The sequence below is a fragment of the Mycobacterium sp. SMC-4 genome, assembly GCF_050205565.1.
GTDB lineage: Bacteria > Actinomycetota > Actinomycetes > Mycobacteriales > Mycobacteriaceae > Mycobacterium.
In genome coordinates this window covers 110326-129266 of record NZ_JBNMQU010000004.1, presented here as the reverse complement: position 1 = coordinate 129266, position 18941 = coordinate 110326, and the positions used below count along the sequence as shown (strand labels likewise).

Annotated in this window: 14 protein-coding genes and 1 tRNA gene; 8 read left to right on the top strand and 7 right to left on the bottom strand. The window is 70.0% G+C overall.

Going from position 1 to position 18941, the window contains the following annotated elements; genetic code table 11:
* Positions 1 to 197: 197 nt before the first annotated feature.
* Genes ACQI46_RS09360 through ACQI46_RS09330 form a run of 7 tightly spaced genes read left to right on the top strand, consistent with a single transcriptional unit; the run spans position 198 to position 10496 of the window.
* Positions 198 to 4133, top strand: a complete 3936-nt coding sequence (locus ACQI46_RS09360) for a Pls/PosA family non-ribosomal peptide synthetase (RefSeq protein WP_427093704.1) — start codon at positions 198 to 200, stop codon at positions 4131 to 4133.
* Entirely contained in the window at positions 4130 to 5464 is a 1335-nt protein-coding gene (locus ACQI46_RS09355; protein WP_427093703.1) for a M1 family metallopeptidase, read from the top strand. Before ACQI46_RS09360 ends, ACQI46_RS09355 begins: the two co-directional genes overlap by 4 nt.
* Positions 5461 to 6729 carry a hypothetical protein gene (locus ACQI46_RS09350; protein ID WP_427093702.1) on the top strand — a complete coding sequence of 423 codons (1269 nt, stop codon included), beginning with the start codon at positions 5461 to 5463 and terminating at the stop codon, positions 6727 to 6729. The genes ACQI46_RS09355 and ACQI46_RS09350 overlap by 4 nt, the downstream gene beginning before the upstream one ends.
* On the top strand, positions 6726 to 7718 hold the full coding sequence (galE, locus tag ACQI46_RS09345; RefSeq protein ID WP_427093701.1) for a UDP-glucose 4-epimerase GalE: 993 nt from the start codon (positions 6726 to 6728) through the stop codon (positions 7716 to 7718). The genes ACQI46_RS09350 and galE overlap by 4 nt, the downstream gene beginning before the upstream one ends.
* Positions 7715 to 9493, top strand: coding sequence for a hypothetical protein (locus ACQI46_RS09340; RefSeq protein WP_427093922.1), 1779 nt, complete (start codon positions 7715 to 7717; stop codon positions 9491 to 9493). Before galE ends, ACQI46_RS09340 begins: the two co-directional genes overlap by 4 nt.
* Before the next feature lie 19 nt (positions 9494 to 9512).
* Positions 9513 to 9875, top strand: coding sequence for a carboxymuconolactone decarboxylase family protein (locus ACQI46_RS09335; protein ID WP_427093700.1), 363 nt, complete (start codon positions 9513 to 9515; stop codon positions 9873 to 9875).
* Between the two features lie 9 nt (positions 9876 to 9884).
* Complete coding sequence (locus ACQI46_RS09330; protein ID WP_427093699.1) at positions 9885 to 10496, top strand: maleylpyruvate isomerase family mycothiol-dependent enzyme; 612 nt, start codon at positions 9885 to 9887, stop codon at positions 10494 to 10496.
* A 13-nt stretch (positions 10497 to 10509) separates the two neighbouring features.
* Here the strand turns inward: ACQI46_RS09330 and ACQI46_RS09325 are convergent, their stop codons facing one another.
* The 4 genes from ACQI46_RS09325 to ACQI46_RS09310 form a co-directional block, all read right to left on the bottom strand.
* A complete protein-coding gene (locus ACQI46_RS09325; RefSeq protein WP_427093921.1) occupies positions 10510 to 10842 on the bottom strand; it encodes a hypothetical protein in 333 nt (110 codons plus the stop codon).
* Positions 10843 to 10885: 43 nt separating this feature from the next.
* Positions 10886 to 11551, bottom strand: coding sequence for a DUF433 domain-containing protein (locus ACQI46_RS09320; RefSeq protein WP_427093698.1), 666 nt, complete (start codon positions 11549 to 11551; stop codon positions 10886 to 10888).
* A 176-nt stretch (positions 11552 to 11727) separates the two neighbouring features.
* A tRNA-Thr gene (locus ACQI46_RS09315) sits at positions 11728 to 11803 on the bottom strand.
* A gap of 48 nt (positions 11804 to 11851) precedes the next feature.
* Positions 11852 to 13066 carry a DNA polymerase III subunit delta' gene (locus ACQI46_RS09310; RefSeq protein WP_427093697.1) on the bottom strand — a complete coding sequence of 405 codons (1215 nt, stop codon included), beginning with the start codon at positions 13064 to 13066 and terminating at the stop codon, positions 11852 to 11854.
* Positions 13067 to 13148: 82 nt separating this feature from the next.
* On the opposite strand from ACQI46_RS09310, the gene ACQI46_RS09305 reads away from it, so the two are divergent.
* A complete protein-coding gene (locus tag ACQI46_RS09305; RefSeq protein WP_427093696.1) occupies positions 13149 to 14777 on the top strand; it encodes an adenylate/guanylate cyclase domain-containing protein in 1629 nt (542 codons plus the stop codon).
* A gap of 3 nt (positions 14778 to 14780) precedes the next feature.
* On the opposite strand, the gene topA is transcribed toward ACQI46_RS09305, so the two are convergent.
* From topA to ACQI46_RS09290, 3 genes are all read right to left on the bottom strand, one after another.
* Positions 14781 to 17597 carry a type I DNA topoisomerase gene (topA, locus tag ACQI46_RS09300; RefSeq protein WP_427093695.1) on the bottom strand — a complete coding sequence of 939 codons (2817 nt, stop codon included), beginning with the start codon at positions 17595 to 17597 and terminating at the stop codon, positions 14781 to 14783.
* A 139-nt stretch (positions 17598 to 17736) separates the two neighbouring features.
* Positions 17737 to 18327 (bottom strand): hypothetical protein, encoded by a 591-nt coding sequence (locus ACQI46_RS09295; RefSeq protein ID WP_427093694.1) that lies wholly within the window; start codon positions 18325 to 18327, stop codon positions 17737 to 17739.
* 119 nt (positions 18328 to 18446) lie between these two features.
* Positions 18447 to 18650: a cold-shock protein gene (locus ACQI46_RS09290; RefSeq protein WP_006243848.1), complete on the bottom strand. Its 204-nt coding sequence runs from the start codon at positions 18648 to 18650 to the stop codon at positions 18447 to 18449.
* Positions 18651 to 18941 lie beyond the last annotated feature (291 nt).

Genomic DNA, 18941 nt, shown 5'->3' with positions numbered 1-18941 from the left:
CGCCGGAGGTCTCTTCCATCGCCCGTGACGGGCGACCCGCGACACCGGTCGTCCGACGACGGACGACGTGATGACGACACCGCGGCGAAGGAATACTCCCCTCCAATCGGGGCCATTCTGCCAGGGCGGTGGCCGACACGCGCACGCCGGACCGCCCGGACACAACAGCCCGCCGAAGACGCCTAGGGTCTGTACCCGTGACAGCAGCGGATTTCACGCCGCAGATTCCGGCCCAGTTCCTCCTGTCTGCGCAGGCGCCGCCGCCGCGCACGCTGATCGACATCCTGTTCGATACCGCGCGCCGGCATCCGGAGGCACCCGCGCTCGACGACGGCGAGGTGCAGCTGACCTACGCCGAGATGGTCAGCGACATCGAGGACAGCGTGGCGTGGCTGGCGGCGCGCGGCATCGGACGCGGCGACCGGATCGGGATCCGGATGCCGTCGGGCAGCTACGCGCTCTACGTCGCCATCCTGGCGACGCTGGCCGCCGGCGCCGCGTACGTCCCGGTCGACGCCGACGACCCACCCGAGCGCGCCGAGCTGGTGTTCACCGAGGCCGACGTCGTCGCCGTGATCACCGAGCGCGGCCTGATCCGCGGGCCGGGCTCGTCGCGCGGCTGGCGCGCCGCGTCGCCGCTGAGCCGCGACGACGCGTGGATCATCTTCACCTCCGGGTCCACCGGCACGCCCAAGGGTGTCGCGGTCACCCACCGCAGCGCGGCGGCGTTCGTCGACGCCGAAGCCACGCTGTTCTGCCGGGACGCGCCCCTGGGCCCGGGAGACCGGGTGCTGGCCGGGTTGTCGGTCGGGTTCGACGCGTCGTGCGAGGAGATGTGGCTGGCGTGGCGCCACGGCGCCTGCCTGGTGCCGGCCCCGCGGTCGCTGGTGCGCAGCGGCATGGACCTGGGCCCGTGGCTGGTGTCCCGCGACATCACCGTGGTGTCGACGGTGCCGACGTTGGCGGCTCTGTGGCCGCCGGAGGCGCTGGAGTCGGTGCGGCTGCTGATCTTCGGCGGCGAGGCCTGCCCACCGGAACTGGCCGAGCGGCTGGCGGCCGGTCCCGACGGCGTCGGGCGCGAGGTGTGGAACACCTACGGGCCCACCGAGGCCGCGGTGGTGTCGTGCGCGGCCCGGCTCACGGGTGAGGGTCCGGTCAGCATCGGGTTGCCGCTGCCGGGCTGGGACCTCGCGGTCGTCGACGCGGCCGGTGAACCGGTCGGCATCGGAGAATCCGGCGAGCTCGTCATCGGCGGCGTCGGACTGGCCCGCTACCTCGACCCCGACAAGGACGCCGAGAAATTCGCGCCCATGCCGTCGCTCGCGTGGAGCCGGGCCTACCGCAGCGGCGACATGGTGCGGCTGGAAGCCGACGGTCTGTACTTCCTGGGTCGCGCGGACGACCAGGTCAAGGTCGGCGGCCGGCGCATCGAACTCGGCGAGGTGGACACCGCGCTGGTCAATCTGCCCGGCGTGGCCGGCGGCGCGGCCGCGGTGCGGCGCACCCGCAGCGGGACACCGGTGCTGGTCGGCTACGTCGTGGCCGCCGACCCGGCCGGTTTCGACGTCGCGGCAGCCCGCGTCCAGCTGGCCGAGCAGCTGCCCGCCGCGCTGGTCCCGCGACTGGCCGTGGTCGACGAACTGCCCACCCGCACCTCCGGCAAGGTCGACCGCGACGCACTGCCCTGGCCCGTCGGCGACGACCGCGACGCCGACGCCACCGACCTGGCCGGCACCGCGGGCTGGCTGGCCGGGCTGTGGCGCGACGTGCTCGGCGCGCCGGTCGACGGGCCCCAAGCCGACTTCTTCGCCCTCGGCGGCGGCTCGCTGTCGGCCGCGCAGCTGATCGCCGCGCTGCGCGCCCGCTACCCGCAGGTGACCGTCGCCGACCTCTACGACCACCCCCGGCTGGGCTCGTTGGCGGCCTACCTCGACGAGATGGCGCCGGCGCCCGAGGTCACCCCGAGGACGGTGACGCCGGTGCCGCGCTGGTCGCAGGCGGTGCAGGTGCTCGCGACGCTGCCGCTGGCCGTCCTGTCCGGCGCACAGTGGGTGGTGTGGCTGCTGCTGGCCAACAACGTCGCCGCCGCGCTGGATCTCGTCGGCTGGGCCCGCCCGGTCAGCTGGTGGTGGGTGCTGGCCGGCTTCCTGTTGTTCGTCACGCCGCTGGGCCGCATGGGCATCGCGGCGTTCGGCGCGCGGATCCTGGTGGGCAGCCTCGCGCCGGGCACCTACCGGCGCGGCGGCCACGAGCATCTGCGGGTGTGGCTGGCCGAACGCCTGGCCGCCGCCAGCGGCGCCGAGAACATGGCCGGCGCCCCGTGGCTGGTGTATTACGCACGCGCCCTGGGCAATTCGGTCGGCCAGGGGGTGGACCTGCATTCGGCGCCCCCGGTCACCGGGATGCTCACACTCGGGCACCGCTGCTCGATCGAGCCCGAGGTCGACCTCACCGGTTACTGGATCGACGGCGACCAGTTCCACGTCGGCCCGATCACCGTCGGCAACGACGCCGCCGTCGGCGCGCGCACCACGCTGCTGCCCGGCGCCGTCGTCGGCAAGAACGCCGCGGTGGCCCCCGGTTCGGCGGTGGTCGGCAAGGTCAAGAACGCGCAGTACTGGAAGGGTTCACCGGCGGTGAAGTCCGGCAAAGCGCGGCACCCGTGGCCGGACCACCGCCCGCCGCGCGCACCGCAGTGGGCGGTGGTGTTCGGGATGACGTCGCTGGTTTTGGCCGCCCTGCCGCTGGTCGCGTTGGGCGCCGGGCTGGCCGTGATCGGCTGGGCGGTGCGCGGCACCGACACGGTGACCGCGGCGGTGGCGCCGGCACTGCTGTGGCTGGTACCGGCGACGCTGACCGCGCTGCTGGTCTACGCCGCGCTGACCGTCCTCGGGGTGCGGGTGCTCGGGCTGGGCCTGACCGAGGGCTACCACCCCGTCCGCAGTCGCTGCGGCTGGCAGCTGTGGGCCACCGAACGGTTGATGGACGCGGCCCGCAACTACCTGTTCCCGATCTACGCGAGCCTACTGACCCCGGTGTGGCTGCGGCTGCTGGGCGCGCAGGTCGGTCACGGCACCGAGATCTCGACGGCACTGTTGATCCCCAAGTTCACCGTGATCGAGGACGGCGCGTTCCTGGCCGACGACACCATGGTGGCGTCCTACGAGCTCGGCGGCGGGTGGATCCACGTCGCGCGGGCCACCGTCGGCAAGCGCGCGTTCCTGGGCAACTCGGGCATCACCCAACCGGGCCGACGGGTGCCCGACGACGGGTTGGTCGCCGTGCTGTCGGCGACCCCGACCAAAGCCAAGACCGGCTCGTCGTGGCTGGGCAGCCCGCCGGTGCGGTTGCGGCGCCGGCCCACCGCGGCCGACGCGCTGCGCACGTTCGCGCCGTCGACGCGCCTCAAGGCGCTGCGCGCCGCCGTGGAGACCTGCCGGGTGGTGCCGGTCATCGTGACGTTCGCGCTCGGGGTCGCGGTGCTCGGCGCGCTGCAGGCGGTCGCGGTGCAGCTCGGATGGTGGTGGACGGTGCCGGTGGCCGGCGCGGTCCTGTTGACGGTCGGGGCGGTGGCCGGCGCGGTCGCGGTGATCGCCAAATGGCTGATCGTTGGTCCGATCCGCGCCGGTGAGCATCCGCTGTGGTCGTCGTTCGTGTGGCGCAACGAGGTCGCCGACACGTTCGTCGAGACGGTCGCGGCACCATGGTTCGCGCGCGCCGCCGCCGGCACGCCGGTGATGAACGTGTGGCTGCGGGCGCTGGGCGCGTCGATCGGCCGCGGTGTCTGGTGCGAAAGCTACTGGCTGCCCGAAGCCGATCTGGTGACCCTGGCCGACGGATCCACGGTCAACCGCGGCTGCGTCGTGCAGACCCACCTCTTCCACGACAGGATCATGCGGATGGACACCGTCACGGTGGAGACAGGGGCCACGCTGGGACCGCACTGCGTCGCGCTGCCGGCCGCCCGCATCGGCGCCGGCGCCACCGTGGGTCCGGCGTCCTTGGTGGTGCGCGGCGACGAGGTCCCGGCATCGACCCGCTGGCAGGGCAACCCGATCGCGCCGTGGACGGCGCGTCGCAAGAAGGGCGCGCAGAACGGCGGCGCCAAATCCAAGAAGTCCGCGGCGGCGTGAGCAGGCGGTCGAAGGCGTCGGCGCCGGTCATCGATCCGTACCTGCCCGGTACCGGGAACTTCGGCTACCGGGTGTCGCGGTACGAACTCGAGCTCGACTACAAGGTCGCCAGCAACCGGCTGAGCGGCGCCGCGACCATCACCGCCGTCGCGCTGGCTCAGCTCAAGTCGTTCTCACTGGATCTGTCCGCGGCGCTGACGGTGTCGAAGGTGACCGTCAACGGGGCCCGGCCCGCGCAGTTCCGCGCGACCGGGAACAAGCTGCACATCACGCTGCCCGACAAGCTGCCCGCCGGCGCTGCCATGACGATCGCGGTGCGCTACGGCGGCAACCCGCGACCGGTCCGAACCCCTTGGGGCGAAGTGGGTTTCGAGGAGCTGACGGAGGGTGTGCTGGTGGCCGGGCAACCCAACGGCGCGTCGTCGTGGTTCCCGTGCGACGACCACCCGGCCGCCAAGGCCAGCTTCGGCATCCGGGTGGCCACCGAGAGCCCGTACTACGCGCTGGCCAACGGCGAGCTGGTCAGCCGGCGCGCCCGCGCCGGCATGACGACCTGGGTCTACGAACAGACCGAGCCGACCTCGACGTACCTGATCACGTTGCAGATCGGCATGTATCGCAGACACCGGATGACCAAGAACGGTGTGGAGATGGCGGCCGTAATACCCGACCATCTGCGCCGCGCCTTCGACCACGACTTCGCCCAGCAGCCGAAGATGATGAAGTTGTTCGTCGAACTGTTCGGCCCCTACCCGCTGTCGACCGGCTACACCGTGGTGGTCACCGACGATGAGCTCGAGATTCCCCTTGAGGCGCAGGGCATTTCGATCTTCGGCGCCAATCACTGCGACGGCCAGGGCGCCGCCGAGCGGCTCATCGCCCACGAACTGGCGCACCAGTGGTTCGGCAACTCGGTCACCGCGCAACGGTGGCGCCACATCTGGCTGCACGAGGGCTTCGCCTGCTACGCGGAGTGGTTGTGGTCGCAGCACAGCGGCGGGCGCAGCGCCGACGAACTGGCCCGCCACTACTACGCCAAGCTCGCCGACTCGCCGCAGGACATGGTCCTGGCCAACCCCGGACCGCAGGACATGTTCGACGACCGCGTCTACAAGCGCGGCGCGCTGACCCTGCACGCATTGCGCAAGCAGCTCGGCGACACCGATTTCTTTGCGCTGCTGAAGGATTGGACGTCCCGGTACCGGCACTCCACCGCCGTCACCGACGACTTCACCGGGCTGGCCGCCCACTACTCGGACTCCTCGCTGCGACCGTTGTGGCAGGCCTGGCTGTACTCGAAAGAACTGCCGGCCCTGGACGTGTGGGCGTGACCGACGCGACGGCCGGTCCTGCCGGCGCCGTCACCCGGGGCAGCGTGGTCCGCGTCGGGGTGGCCACCGCGGCCTCCGCGCTGTGCGGATATGCGGTGCTGTACCTGGCCGCACGCGATCTCGAACCCGCCGGCTTCTCCGTGTTCGGCGTGTTCTGGGGCGCGTTCGGGTTGGTCAGCGGCGCCTCGTTCGGGCTGCTGCAGGAGACCACCCGCGAGGTCCGGTCGGCGCCCTACACACCGGCCCCCGTCGAACGCACGCGTCCCATCGGTGTCGCGGCGGGCGTCGGGATCGGCGCGGCCGCGGTGATCGGCGCGACGGCGCCCCTGTGGGCCGGCCACGTGTTCGTCGAGCAGCAGCGGCTCAGCATCGTGTTGCTGTGCTTCGGGCTGGCCGGATTCTGTGTGCACACCACACTTTTGGGGCTGCTGGCGGGCCTGGACCGGTGGTCCCAGTACGGCGCGTTGATGGTCACCGACGCCGTGCTACGGGTCGTGGTGGCCGCCGCGGGCTTCGCTCTGGGCTGGGGTCTGGGCGGCTACCTGTGGGCCAGCGTGGCCGGCGCGTGGGCGTGGCTGCTGATGCTCGCAGTGTCGCCGACCACGCGTGCGGCGGCCCCACTGCTCACCCCCGGCGGCACGCGCGCGTTCCTGCGCGGCACCGGCCATTCGATCGCGGCGTCGGGCGCATCGGCGGTGTTGGTGATGGGCTTCCCGGTGCTGCTGCAGGCCACCTCCGACGAGTTGGGCGCGGCCGGCGGGGTGGTGATCCTCGCGGTCACCCTGACGCGTGCGCCGCTGCTGGTGCCGCTGACCGCGATGCAGGGCAATCTCATCGCCCACTTCGTCGACCAGCGCGCCCGCCGGCTGCGGGCGCTGCTCACACCGACCGCGGTGGTCGTCACGCTCGGCGCGCTGGGCGTGGTGCTGGCCGGCGCGTTCGGACCGTGGCTGCTGCGGGCGGCGTTCGGCACCCAATACGACGCCGACGGAGCGCTGCTGGCATGGCTGACGGCCGCTGCGGTGGCCATCGCGCTGCTGACGCTGACCGGGGCGGCGACAGTGGCTGCCGCGCTGCACCGCGCGTACGCCTCGGGCTGGGTCATCGCGACGGTGGTGGCGGCGCTGCTCCTCCTGCTGCCGCTGGACCTCGAGGCCCGCACGATCGTGGCGCTGCTGTGCGGTCCGCTGCTGGGCATCGCCGTGCACCTGGGCGCACTCGTTACGGTGGCATACCGACCCTCCCCGACGAAGGAGACATCGTGACCTGGTTGGTGACCGGCGGCGCCGGATACATCGGCGCACACGTGGTGCGCGCGCTGCGCGGCGCGGGGCTGCCCACCGTCGTGATCGACGACCTGTCCACCGGGCTGGCGCAGTTCATCCCCGAGGGGGTGCCCTTCGTGCAGGCGAATCTGCTCGACGGCGACACCGTGCGCGCCACCCTGGACACGTACGAGGTGACCGGCGTCATTCATATCGCCGGGTACAAGTACGCCGGGGAATCGGTGCAGCGTCCGCTGCACACCTACGAGCAGAACGTGTCGGCGATGGTCACGCTGCTCAACGCCACGTCCGACGCGGGCGTCGACAGGTTCGTGTTCTCGTCCAGCGCGGCCACCTACGGCACGCCGTCCGGCGAGGTCGTCGACGAGAGCACCGGCACCGGCCCGGAGTCGCCGTACGGCGAGAGCAAGCTGATCGGTGAGTGGCTGCTGCGCGACGTCGGCGCCGCGACCGGCCTGCGCCACACGAGCCTGCGCTACTTCAACGTGGTCGGTTCGGGATCCGACGCCGTGTTCGACGTCAGCCCGTTCAACCTCTTCCCGCTGGTGTTCGACATGCTCCTGCGCGGTCAGACCCCGCGGATCAACGGGGACGACTACCCCACCCCCGACGGCACCTGCGTGCGCGACTACGTCCACGTCTCCGACATCGCCGCCGCCCACGTCGCCGCGGCCCGCCGACTCGACGAAGGCCGGCCCATCGAGGCTGTCTACAACCTGGGCAGTGGGTCGGGCACGTCGGTGCGGGAGATCATGACGACCATGCGGGAGGTCACCGGCGTCGACTTCGAACCGGAGATCGCGCCGCGCCGCCCCGGGGACCCGGCGCGCATCGTCGCCAACGGGGACCTGGCCGCACGGGATCTGGACTGGCAGATGCGGCACTCGTTGACCGACATGGTCGCCTCGGCGTGGTCGGCACGACAGGCGGCAGGCCAGTCCTATCCGACCGCGAAGGCGGCCCGCTGACGGGCGCGCGGAACTGGGTCGCCCGCACCGCGGTCGCGCTGATCGCGCTGCACCTGGTGATCCGGGCGGTGCTGGCGTTCGGCGGCTACTTCTACTGGGACGACCTGATCCTGGTCGGCCGCGCCGGGACGCAGCCGCTGCTGTCCCCGGGCTATCTGTTCGACGACCACGACGGCCACGTGATGCCCGGTGCGTTCCTGGTGGCGGGGGCGATCACGCGGCTGGCGCCGCTGAATTGGGTGGGGCCGGCGGTCAGCCTGGTGGTGCTCGCGTTGCTCGCCGCACTGGCGCTGCTGCGCGCGCTGTGGGTGATCCTGGGTTGGCGCCCGGTGTTGTTGGCGCCGTTGGCTTTTGCGCTGTTCACCCCGCTGGCGGTGCCGTCGTTCGCGTGGTGGGCCGCGGCGCTGAACGCGCTGCCGATGATCGCCGCGCTGGCATGGGTGTGCGCTGACGCGATCCTGCTGGTGCGGACCGGGCGGCCGCGCTACGCGGTGTCGGGCGCGCTGGTGTATTTCGGTGCGCTGCTGTTCTTCGAGAAGTCGGGCATCATTCCGTTCGCCGCATTCGTCGTCGCGGCACTGTACTTCCACGTCACCGGTACTGCTACGCCCGTGCGGCACGTCTGGCGGCGCGGCGCGCGGCTGTGGGCGGCCACCGCGGCGCTGACCGCCGCCTGGATCGGCGTGTACCTGGTGGTCGTCGATCAGCAGCGGTGGAGTTTCGACCTGGCGATGACGTGGGATCTGTTGGCACGCTCGGTGACCCACGGCATCGTGCCGGGATTGGTCGGCGGGCCGTGGGACTGGCAGCGCTGGGCACCCGCGTCCCCGTGGGGCACGCCCGGGGTGGCGGTGATGGTCCTCGGCTGGGTGGTCTTGGCCGCCGTGCTGGCACTGTCGCTGGTGCGCAAGCAGCGGATCGGCGTGGTGTGGCTGGCAGCTGCCGGCTACGCGGTGGCCTGCCAGGTGCCGATCTATCTGATGCGGTCGTCGCGGTTCACCGCGCTCGAACTGGCGCAGACGCTGCGCTATCTGCCGGACCTGGTGGTGATGCTGGCGCTGCTCGGCGCGGTCGCGCTGTGCGCACCCAACCGGCCCGGCACCGCCCGGCTGGACCGCTCGAGGGGCAGGTCTGTGCTCGTCGCCTGTGTCGCAACGGGATTCGTCGCGAGCTGCCTGTATTCGACGGCGACGTTCCTGGTCAGCTGGCGCGACAACCCGACCAAGAGCTACCTGCAGAATGCCCAGGCCGGTCTGGCCGAGGCCTACCGGACCTCGGATGCGCCGATGCTCGACCAGGAAGTCGATCCCCTGGTGCTGCAACGGGTGGCCTGGCCGGAGAACCTGGCCTCGCACATGTTCGCGCTGCTACCCGAGCGGCCCGAGTTCGCCTCGGCGACAACCGATCTGCGGATGCTCGACCCGCAGGGCCGGGTCGTGGACGCCCTGGTGACGTGGGTGCGCGCGATCCGGCCCGGTCCCGATCCGCAGTGCGGCTACCTGGTGCAGCCCGACTTCCCGGCGCACATGCCGTTGGACGGCCCGCTCCTACCGGCGGACTGGACGGTCGAGATCAACTACCTCGCCAACAGCGACGGTTCGATGATGCTGTCGATGTCCGACGGTGACGAGGTCAAGGTGCCGGTGCGGCCGGGCCTCAACCGCGTGTACGTCCGGATGCCAGGAGCCGGCGACATGATCACCGCCCGCGCCGCCACCGCGGCGCTGTCGGTGTGCCTGGCCGCCGGACCGGTGGGTTTCCTGGCGCCGCGATAGACCATGCGACGCTGGGCACATGACTGACGCGCGTGACCAGGGATACCGGATCTTTCGCGAACTGCTGCCCGGCGTGCTGCCCGACGAACCGGTGCGCAGCGAGGAGTTCGGCGCTGAACTGCTCGACCTCAGCCTCGACAACGTGTTCGGGCGGCTGTGGGGACGCGACGGACTGAGCCGGCGCGACCGCAGCCTGGTCACGCTCGGCATCCTGATCGCGCTGCGCGCCACCGACGAACTGAAAATCCACGTCGCCATCGCCCGCACCAACGGACTGACCGACGACGAAATCGCTGAGGTCATCTACCACGCCACCGGGTACGCGGGATTCCCGGCCGCCAGCGCCGCATGCAAGGTGGCCCGCGAGGTTCTCGAGGGCTAACGTCCTCGCATGGTCCGCGTGCGCCGGCTTGCCCACCGCGAACGCCTCGAATTCGCCGACCTGCTGGCGGGGCTGACCGCCGAACAATGGACCGCACCCACCCTGTGCGCGGGCTGGTCCGTGCGTGACGTCGCCGCCCACACCGTCGGCTACCTCGACCAAGGGGTTGCACGGCTCCTGAAGCGCATGCTGGCCGCCCGCGGCGACGTGGACCGCGTCAACGCCGCGATCCAACCGACATCCGTGGCCCTGACGCCCGCACAACTGGTCGACCTGATGCACCGCGACGCCGCACCGTCCGGGGCCGGTGGCCTCTACGGCGGGCGGGTCGCCCTGATCGAGTGCCTGATCCACCAGCAGGACATCCGCCGCCCGCTGGGACTTGCGCGGCCGATCTCCGAGGACGCGCTGCGCGTCTGCCTGACCTACGCGCGCGTCAGCCCCGTCATCGCGACGCGACGCACCCGCGGTCTGCGCCTGGTCGCCACCGATCTGGACTGGTCGGCCGGCCGTGGCCCCGAGGTGCGCGGAGCCGGCGAGGCATTGTTGCTGGCGATGACCGGCCGCGTCGACGCGGTGCGCGAGGAGCTCGCCGGCGACGGTTTGAGCCGTCTGGGCTGAGAGATGGGGTTCGTTATGGCCAGGTTCTTCTAATTCCACCCGCCGACACCGCGTAACACGCTGCCCCCGAATTTCGGGCCTTCATGTAGATCTGGTGACGCGCTGAATGGAACCGCTGGACCATTTCCACAATCCTGAGTTGTTGGTTATCGAGGTAGAACATTGGAGCGTCAAACTCGATCAGCGGCCGCCGTTCCGCCTCGGTTCCTCGAATGCGACCGTCTTTGTGCAACGGGTACCAGCCCCGTTCGAGGCCATACCGCATCCACACGTCGTCGGCGATGTCTTGGGCGTCGTCCGGAAAGTGGTCGACTACTCGATGAATGAGCCAACCCAGCTCCGTCAACCCCGCCGCAACCCGCTTGCCGAGGCTTCGGTCAAGGAAAAACTCAGGCGGCTCGTTTGAGTCCAACGCGACATATCTCTTCCGCCTCTGCGATGGACAACCCGTACTCGTCAGCGACCACGGTCAACGGTTCACCAGCGGCCCACAGGTCCAGCACCGAACGGACCGGAACCTTATTTCGCTCAACGACCGGGTCTCCCCACGCGAATCGCGGATCGACGACCACTTTGGCGTCCTCGCCGAAGCCAGGCAGTCTCAATCGTGCGGCGTAGTCCGTCTTGTCGTCCCACGTGATGTATCGGAGATAGTCACCGACGATTTCGCGGATCAAGAATTGGTGGTCGCCAACCCGCGCAAATTGGTCTTCGGCGTGCTGGATGAAGATGTCGATGCCGTCAGTTGCGATCCGCTTGCTGGCCAGAGCGAAATCGGTACCGAAAACCTCACGTACATCAGCGACGGTGTCAGCAATCTGTCGCTTGGTGAACCTCAGTTCATTACGGAGCGCACGCAGAACAAAGGCCTCAACCAAGGCTGCGAACGGAACTGAAGCCATTCCCTTACGCGCCACCGGCACCTGATGCACAAGCGGTGGGCCGCCGCGCGACCCTACACGCAGCCAGCTGTAGACCGTCGATCGCGGGATTTCGAGGTAGATGGAGACTTCTCGAGGGGTGAACAGGGGATCCCTGAAGATGTCGACACTCAATTCGTCACCACCTCCCCAGCGATCGCGTACGACTGGCCCCGCCAGAAGTATGCACCACGGGTCACACGATGGAATCCGCCAATATCGCCTCGGACCGCGCCACTCTGGACGAGAGTTTCCCAGCGGAGAGGCCTCTTTGCCATTCCTGACTTACGAACGGCGCGGAGGGTGAACGTTGGAGCCGCCTGGGGGAATCGAACCCCCGACCTATTCATTACGAGTGAATCGCTCTGCCGACTGAGCTAAGGCGGCGCTGTCGGGCGGCAGTGAGTCTACGGCAGGGCTTCCCCACCGCCCAACTCAGCTGCGCAACGCCTGCCCGACGGTGCCGACCATGGCATCGACGGCGAACTTGGGCTTGACGTTGACCGACAGCGCCTCCCGGCACTCGAGGACGGCTTCGATGCAGCGCAGCAGCGCTTCCGGCGACGCGTGCGCGGCCATCGCCGCGACCCGCTCGGCCATGTCCGGGTGGTTCGGTGTGACGTCGGCGGCGCCGGTGGCGACCAGCAGCGCGTCCCGGAAGTAGGTCGCCAGGTCGATCAGCGCGCGGTCCAGCGCGTCGCGGGAGGCGCGCGTCTGCCGGGACTTCTGCCGCTTCTCCAGGTCTTTCAACGCACCGGCGGCGCCACGCATGGTGCCCGCGGTGCCCTTGCCGGTGCCGCCCGCGCCCAGCGCGGTCCGCAACTCCTCGGCCTCGCTTTCGTTGCGGCCCTCGGTGAGCGCCTTGGCCTCCGCCTCGGCGGTTGCGACCAGTTCTTCGGCGGCGGCGTACGCCCGCGACGGGGTGGCCGCATCGCGGGCCAGGCCCAGCGCGCGTTTGCGCCGCTCGCGGGCCTGCTCGTCGGTGGCCAGCCGACGCGCGCGCCCCACGTGCCCACCACTGATCGACGCCGCCCAGTTCGCGGCGACCTCCGGAATGCCGTCGGAATCGATGAGCACCTGCGCGATGGCCGACACCGGCGGCGTGGTCAGCGCGACGTGGCGGCACCGCGACCGCAGGGTGATCGCGATGTCCTCGGGATCCACCGACGGAGCGCACAGCAGGAACACGGTGGACGGCGGCGGCTCCTCTACGACCTTGAGCAGCGCGTTGGCCGCGCCTTCGGTGAGCCGGTCGGCGTCCTCGATCACCACGATCTGCCAGCGACCGGTGCCCGGCCGGCGCGACGCGATCTGCACGATGCTGCGCATCGCGTCGACGCCGATGGACAACCCCTCCGGCACGATGCGGCGCACATCGGCGTGGGTGCCGGCCATCGTCGTGGAGCAGGCCCGGCACTGTCCACAGCCCGGAGTCCCCTCGGCGGTGCACTGCAACGCCGCCGCGAAACACAGTGCCGCGATCGAGCGACCGGAGCCGGGCGGACCGGTGATCAGCCAGGCATGGGTCATGACGCCCACCTCGGCATCGCCGTCGACGTGAGGCGCATCACCACGGGCGGCCCGCGCCGCGGCGACGAGCTCCGCCTCGACTGCGTCCTGACCCACCAAACGTGAGAAAACCCCGGCCATCGCCGATAACAGTAATGCTGCGAACCGACACGTCAGTCCCAGAGGCCCCGTCAGCGTCGGCTCCGCCTATTACGGTGAAGCAATGACCACCGACGCGACCGAGACGGGGCGAATCAGCGCATTCGTCCGCTGGGTCGCGCGCACCCCGTGGCCGGTGTTCACGCTGGGCATGCTGCAGGCCGACATCATCGGCGCGCTGCTGGTGCTCGGCTTCCTGCGGTTCGGGCTGCCGCCCGAGGACCGCATCCAGCTGCAGGACCTGCCCGCCTACAACCTGGCGATCTTCCTGGGCTATCTGTTCATCTCGTTCACCGTCGCGTCCTATCTGACGCTGCGCATGCTGATCCCGGTGATGCGCTGGCAGCGCCGGGAGATGCTGCTCGGCGACCGCGACCCCGGGGACACCGAGGTCGCCCGCATGCGGGCGCTGAAGATGCCGTTCTACCGGTCGCTGATCAGCGGCATGAACTGGCTGCTCGGCTCGGTGGTGTTCATCGTGGCCAGCTGGCCGGTGGCCAGCAAGTCGGCGCCGGTGGTGGCCGTGGCGACGGCGCTGGGCGCCACCGCCACCGCGATCATCGGCTACCTGCAGTCCGAGCGCGTGCTGCGGCCGGTCGCCGTGGCCGCGCTGCGCGGCGGCGTCCCGGAGAACTTCCAGGCGCCGGGGGTGATCCTGCGTCAGGTGCTGACGTGGGTGCTGTCCACCGGGGTGCCGGTGCTGGCCATCGTGCTGGCCCTGGTGGCCAGCAAGTTCGCGGTACTGACCGCCCCGGCCGACCGGCTGCTGACCACCATCCTGCTGCTGGCCATCGTCGCGCTGGTGATCGGGCTGTCGTCAACGGTGCTGGTGGCCATGTCGATCGCCGACCCGCTGCGCCAGCTGCGGTGGGCGCTCGGCGAGGTCCAGCGCGGTAACTACAACGCGCACATGCAGATCTACGACGCCAGCGAGCTCGGCCTGCTGCAGGCCGGCTTCAACGACATGGTGCGCGACCTGGCCGAACGACAACGGCTCCGCGACCTGTTCGGCCGCTACGTCGGCGAGGACGTCGCACGGCGGGCGCTGGAGCGTGGCACCGAGCTCGGCGGGCAGGAACGCGAGGTCGCGGTGCTCTTCGTCGACCTGGTGGGATCGACGCGGCTGGCCTCGACCATCCCCGCCGCCGAGGTCGTCAACCTGCTCAACGACTTCTTCCGCGTGGTGGTCGACACCGTCAACCGCCACGGCGGTTTCGTCAACAAGTTCCAGGGCGACGCCGCGCTGGCCATCTTCGGCGCGCCCATCGAACATCCCGACGCGTCCGGGGCCGCGCTGGCCGCCGCCCGCGAGCTGCACGACGAGCTGATCAAGGTGCTCGGCGAAACCGACTTCGGCATCGGGGTGTCGGCCGGCCGTGCGATCGCCGGCCACATCGGCGCGCAGGCCCGCTTCGAATACACCGTCATCGGGGACCCGGTCAACGAGGCCGCGCGGCTGACCGAGCTCGCCAAGCTGGAACAGGGTCACGTACTGGCCTCGGCGGTCGCGGTCAGCGACGCCCTCGATGCCGAGGCGCTGTGCTGGGACGTCGGGGAGATCGTGGAACTGCGCGGCCGCACCGGGCCCACGCAGCTGGCCCGGCCGGTCCACCTGGCCTCACCGAGCGAAGCGATCGCCCGGAACGCCGGCCGCGACGGGCAGGTCCGCGGCGACGTCAGCCACTCGACCTGACGCTCAGCCCTTCTTGGCGGCCTTCTTGGCCGGCGCCTTCTTCGCGGCCGTCTTCTTCGCGGCCGTCTTCTTCGCCGGTGCCTTCTTGGCGCGCTTCACCGGCCCGCGGGCCCGACGGTCGGCGAGCAGCTCGGAGGCCCGCTCGTCGGTGATCGACGCCACGTCGTCACCCTTGCGCAGGCTCGCGTTGGTTTCCCCGTCGGTGACGTAGGGACCGAACCGGCCGTCCTTGATCACCATCGGCTTGCCGCTCACCGGGTCGTTACCCAGCTCGCGCAGCGGAGGCGTCGCCGCGCCCTGGCGCCCACGGCGTTTCGGCTCGGCATAGATCTTCAGCGCCTCGTCGAGCGTGACGGAGAAGATCTGGTCCTCGGTGGCCAGTGAACGAGAATCCGTGCCGCGCTTCAGGTATGGGCCGTAGCGGCCGTTCTGCGCGGTGATCTCCTCACCGGAGTTCGGGTCGACACCGACAACGCGGGGCAGCGACAACAACTTGAGCGCGTCCTCGAGCGTCACCGTCTCCAAATCCATGCTGCGGAACAGAGATCCGGTGCGCGGCTTCGGCCCGGTCGGCTTCTTGCCCTTCTTCGCCGTCGATCCCGCGTCGGGATCCTCGGGAGGTTCGGGCAGCACCTCGGTCACGTACGGCCCGTACCGGCCGTCCTTGGCGACGATCTCATGGCCGGTCTCCGGGTCCACGCCCAGCGAACGGCCCTCTTGCGGTGTCGCGAAGAGCTTTTCGGCCAACTCCAGGGTCAGCTCGTCCGGGGTCAGCTCGTCTTTCAGGTTGGCCCGCTGCGGCGTCGGCTCGCCGTCCTCGCCGACGATCATGCGCTCCAGGTAGGCGCCGTTGCGGCCCACCCGCACATTGACCGCACGACCCTCGGCGTCGTCGAAGAGCTTGATGGAGTTGACTTCTCGAGCGTCGATCTCCTCGAGGTTGCCGCCCACCAGCTTCTTGAGCCCGCCGGCGCGCGCGATCGAACCGTCCACGCCGTGCTCGCCGCCGAAGTAGAAGTTCGACAGCCAGTTGGACCGCCGCTCGTTGCCGGCGGCGATCTCGTCGAGCTCGTCTTCCATGGCGGCGGTGAAGTCGTAGTCGACCAGCCGACTGAAGTGCTGTTCGAGCAGGCCGATCACCGCGAAGGCCACCCACGAGGGCACCAGCGCGCTGCCCTTCTTGTGGACATAGCCTCGGTCCTGGATGGTCTTGATGATCGAGCTGTACGTCGACGGCCGGCCGATGCCGAGCTCTTCGAGTGCCTTGATCAGCGAGGCCTCGGTGTAGCGGGCGGGAGGGGAGGTGGTGTGCCCGTCGGCGCTGAGGTCCTTGGCGTCGACGCGCTGCCCCTGCGTCAGGTTCGGCAGCCGGCTCTCGGCGTCGTCGGCCTCGCCGCCGGCGAGGTCGTCGATGCTCTCCACGTAGGCCTTCAGGAAGCCCGGGAACGTGATGGTGCGGCCGCTGGCGTTGAACACGACCTGCTCGCCCGTGCTCGCGGCTCCGGCGATGCGCAGGCTCAGCGTGGTGCCGCGCGCGTCGGCCATCTGCGAGGCCACCGTGCGCTGCCAGATCAGCTCATAGAGCCGGAACTCGTCGTTGTCGAGTTGGCTGTGCAGCTGCCCCGGGGTGGAGAACACGTCGCCGGCGGGCCGGATGGCCTCGTGGGCCTCCTGGGCGTTCTTGACCTTGCGGGTGTACTGCCGCGGCGTGGGATGCACGTATTCCTCGCCGTAGAGCTGACGAGCCTGGTTGCGGGCGGCGTCAATGGCCGACTGCGACAGCGTGGTCGAGTCGGTACGCATATAGGTGATGTAGCCGTTCTCGTAGAGACGCTGCGCGATGCTCATGGTGCGCTCCGAGGAGAACCTCAGCTTGCGGCCGGCCTCCTGCTGCAGCGTCGAGGTCATGAACGGCGCGTACGGGCGCCGCGTGTACGGCTTGTGCTCGACGGAGGCGACCTGCAACTGTGCGCCCTGCAGCCCCGCGGCCAGGGCGTTGGCGGCCGCCTCGTCGAGGACGAGCACCTCGTCGGGCTTGCGGACCGCGCCGAGGGAGTCGAAATCGCGACCGGTGGCAACCCGGCGGCCGTCGACGGTGTTCAGCTTCGCCGAGAACGTCGGCGGCGTGGCCTGCGCGTCGGAGACGCTGGCGTCCAGCTCGGCGGTGACGTCGTAGTAGCCGGCGCTGCGGAACGCCATGCGTTCCCGTTCGCGCTGCACGATGATGCGGGTGGCCACCGACTGCACGCGGCCGGCCGACAGTTTCGGTGCGACCTTCTTCCACAGCACCGGAGACACTTCGTAGCCGTAGAGCCGGTCGAGGATGCGGCGCGTCTCCTGCGCGTCGACCAGCGCGTTGTCGAGATCGCGCGGATCCTCGGCGGCGGCCCGGATGGCGGGCTCGGTGATCTCGTGGAACACCATCCGCTTGACCGGCACCCGCGGCTTGAGGGTCTCCAGCAGATGCCAGGCGATGGCCTCGCCCTCGCGGTCACCGTCGGTGGCCAGATAGAGCTCGTCGACGTTCTTGAGCTTGTCCTTCAGCTCCGCGACGGTGCTCTTCTTCTCCGGGCTGATGATGTAGAGCGGCTCGAAGTCGGCGTCGACGTTGACTCCGAGGCGCGCCCACGGCTCGGACTTGTACTTGGCCGGCACGTCGGCCGCGGCGCGCGGCAGGTCGCGGATGTGCCCGCGCGACGACTCGACAATGTAGTTGGAGCCGAGGTAACCAGCGATTTTGCGCGCTTTGGTGGGCGACTCGACAATGACGAGTCGCCGGACAGTTCCGTTACCCCCGCTGGCGCGGTCGCCGTCAGCCAATTTGGTCTTGCTCCACTTTCTCCTGTTGCCCGCAGGCAGGGCACCTCAATCCATGCTGCCTGCCCTGGCAACTGCCAATTTGACACCCTGCGCCTACGGACGCAAACCGGTTCCCCCTGCGCCGGTCTGGTCGACACTGCTATATCTGCGGCCATTGCGCCACCGCTTCGTCGTCGTCCGGTGGCGGTCCCACGTTCTCTACCAGCCGAGACAGCCGTCGCCGACCACTGATGCGCAACGCCGGCCGGGAGCCCCGCGTGCCGATCAAGGTCGGTGCGATCCCGACCCTCATCATCGCCGACGCGAGCGCCGGATGCGTGTCCGGCGCGTGCGGATCCAGCCCCAGCAGGTAGCGGTCGGCCTCCGGCGCCCCGGCGGCCAGCGTCCAGGCCCGCAGCTCCCGCGGCCCGGGCAGCCAGTGCGGCGGCACGGTCTTGACCGCTCCCCTGGTCCAGTCGGCGGCGATACCGACCAGCCGGGCATCCACCGCGGTGCGCACCAGCGGGGAGTTCTCGTCGGTGCGGGCGATCTCCGGGACCAGGCCGACGTCGGCGATCATCTCCGCGAGCCCCTCGGCGCGCCACATCGCGTCGACAACCACCGACAGCCGCGCGCCCTGCCCTTGCCCTCCCCCGACCACGACCGCCTGGCCGGAGGCAGCCAGTATCCCGGTCAGGTCGGCGACCGTCGGCGGCACCGACTCGGCCGAGAAGAAGGACAGCTGGCTCACAGCACTGACAGTAGGGCAGGTAGGGCGCGCATCGGCGGCACCGGCCGCAACGACAATCCCCGCGCCGTCTTCGCGACGACGCGGGGATTGCGCAGAGCTTTTGGTGAACCCGGGTGGGCTCAGACGGCGCGGACGCCGGTGGCCTGGGGACCCTTGGGGCTCTGACCGACCTCGAACTCGACCTTCTGGTTCTCTTCAAGGGTGCGGAAGCCGGAACCCTGAATCTCCGTGTAGTGGACAAAAACGTCAGCGGAGCCGTCCTCGGGGGCGATGAAGCCGAAGCCCTTCTCCGCGTTGAACCACTTCACAGTTCCCTGTGGCATCTTTCGTACATTCCTTCTCTGTATTCACCGGGTGCGGTCCTCCGTTCTTCGGAAGACCGGGCCCGTTCCGACCGCCATACCTTCGTGGAGTGCTCGGAACTCGACCCGACCTACAACCCTCGCAGGAACCGCGATCGCAACGTCGTTCCTGCGAGTGCTGATACACGAACACAGAAGCTGCGACCGGGGTAAGTCAACCACGTTCGGGGCCGCTGCGACAGTCTGACGAGGTGTTCTGCTCTGGTGTGTAGGGAACAATTCCCCGTAACGGATCATGTGCGACGCGCGGGA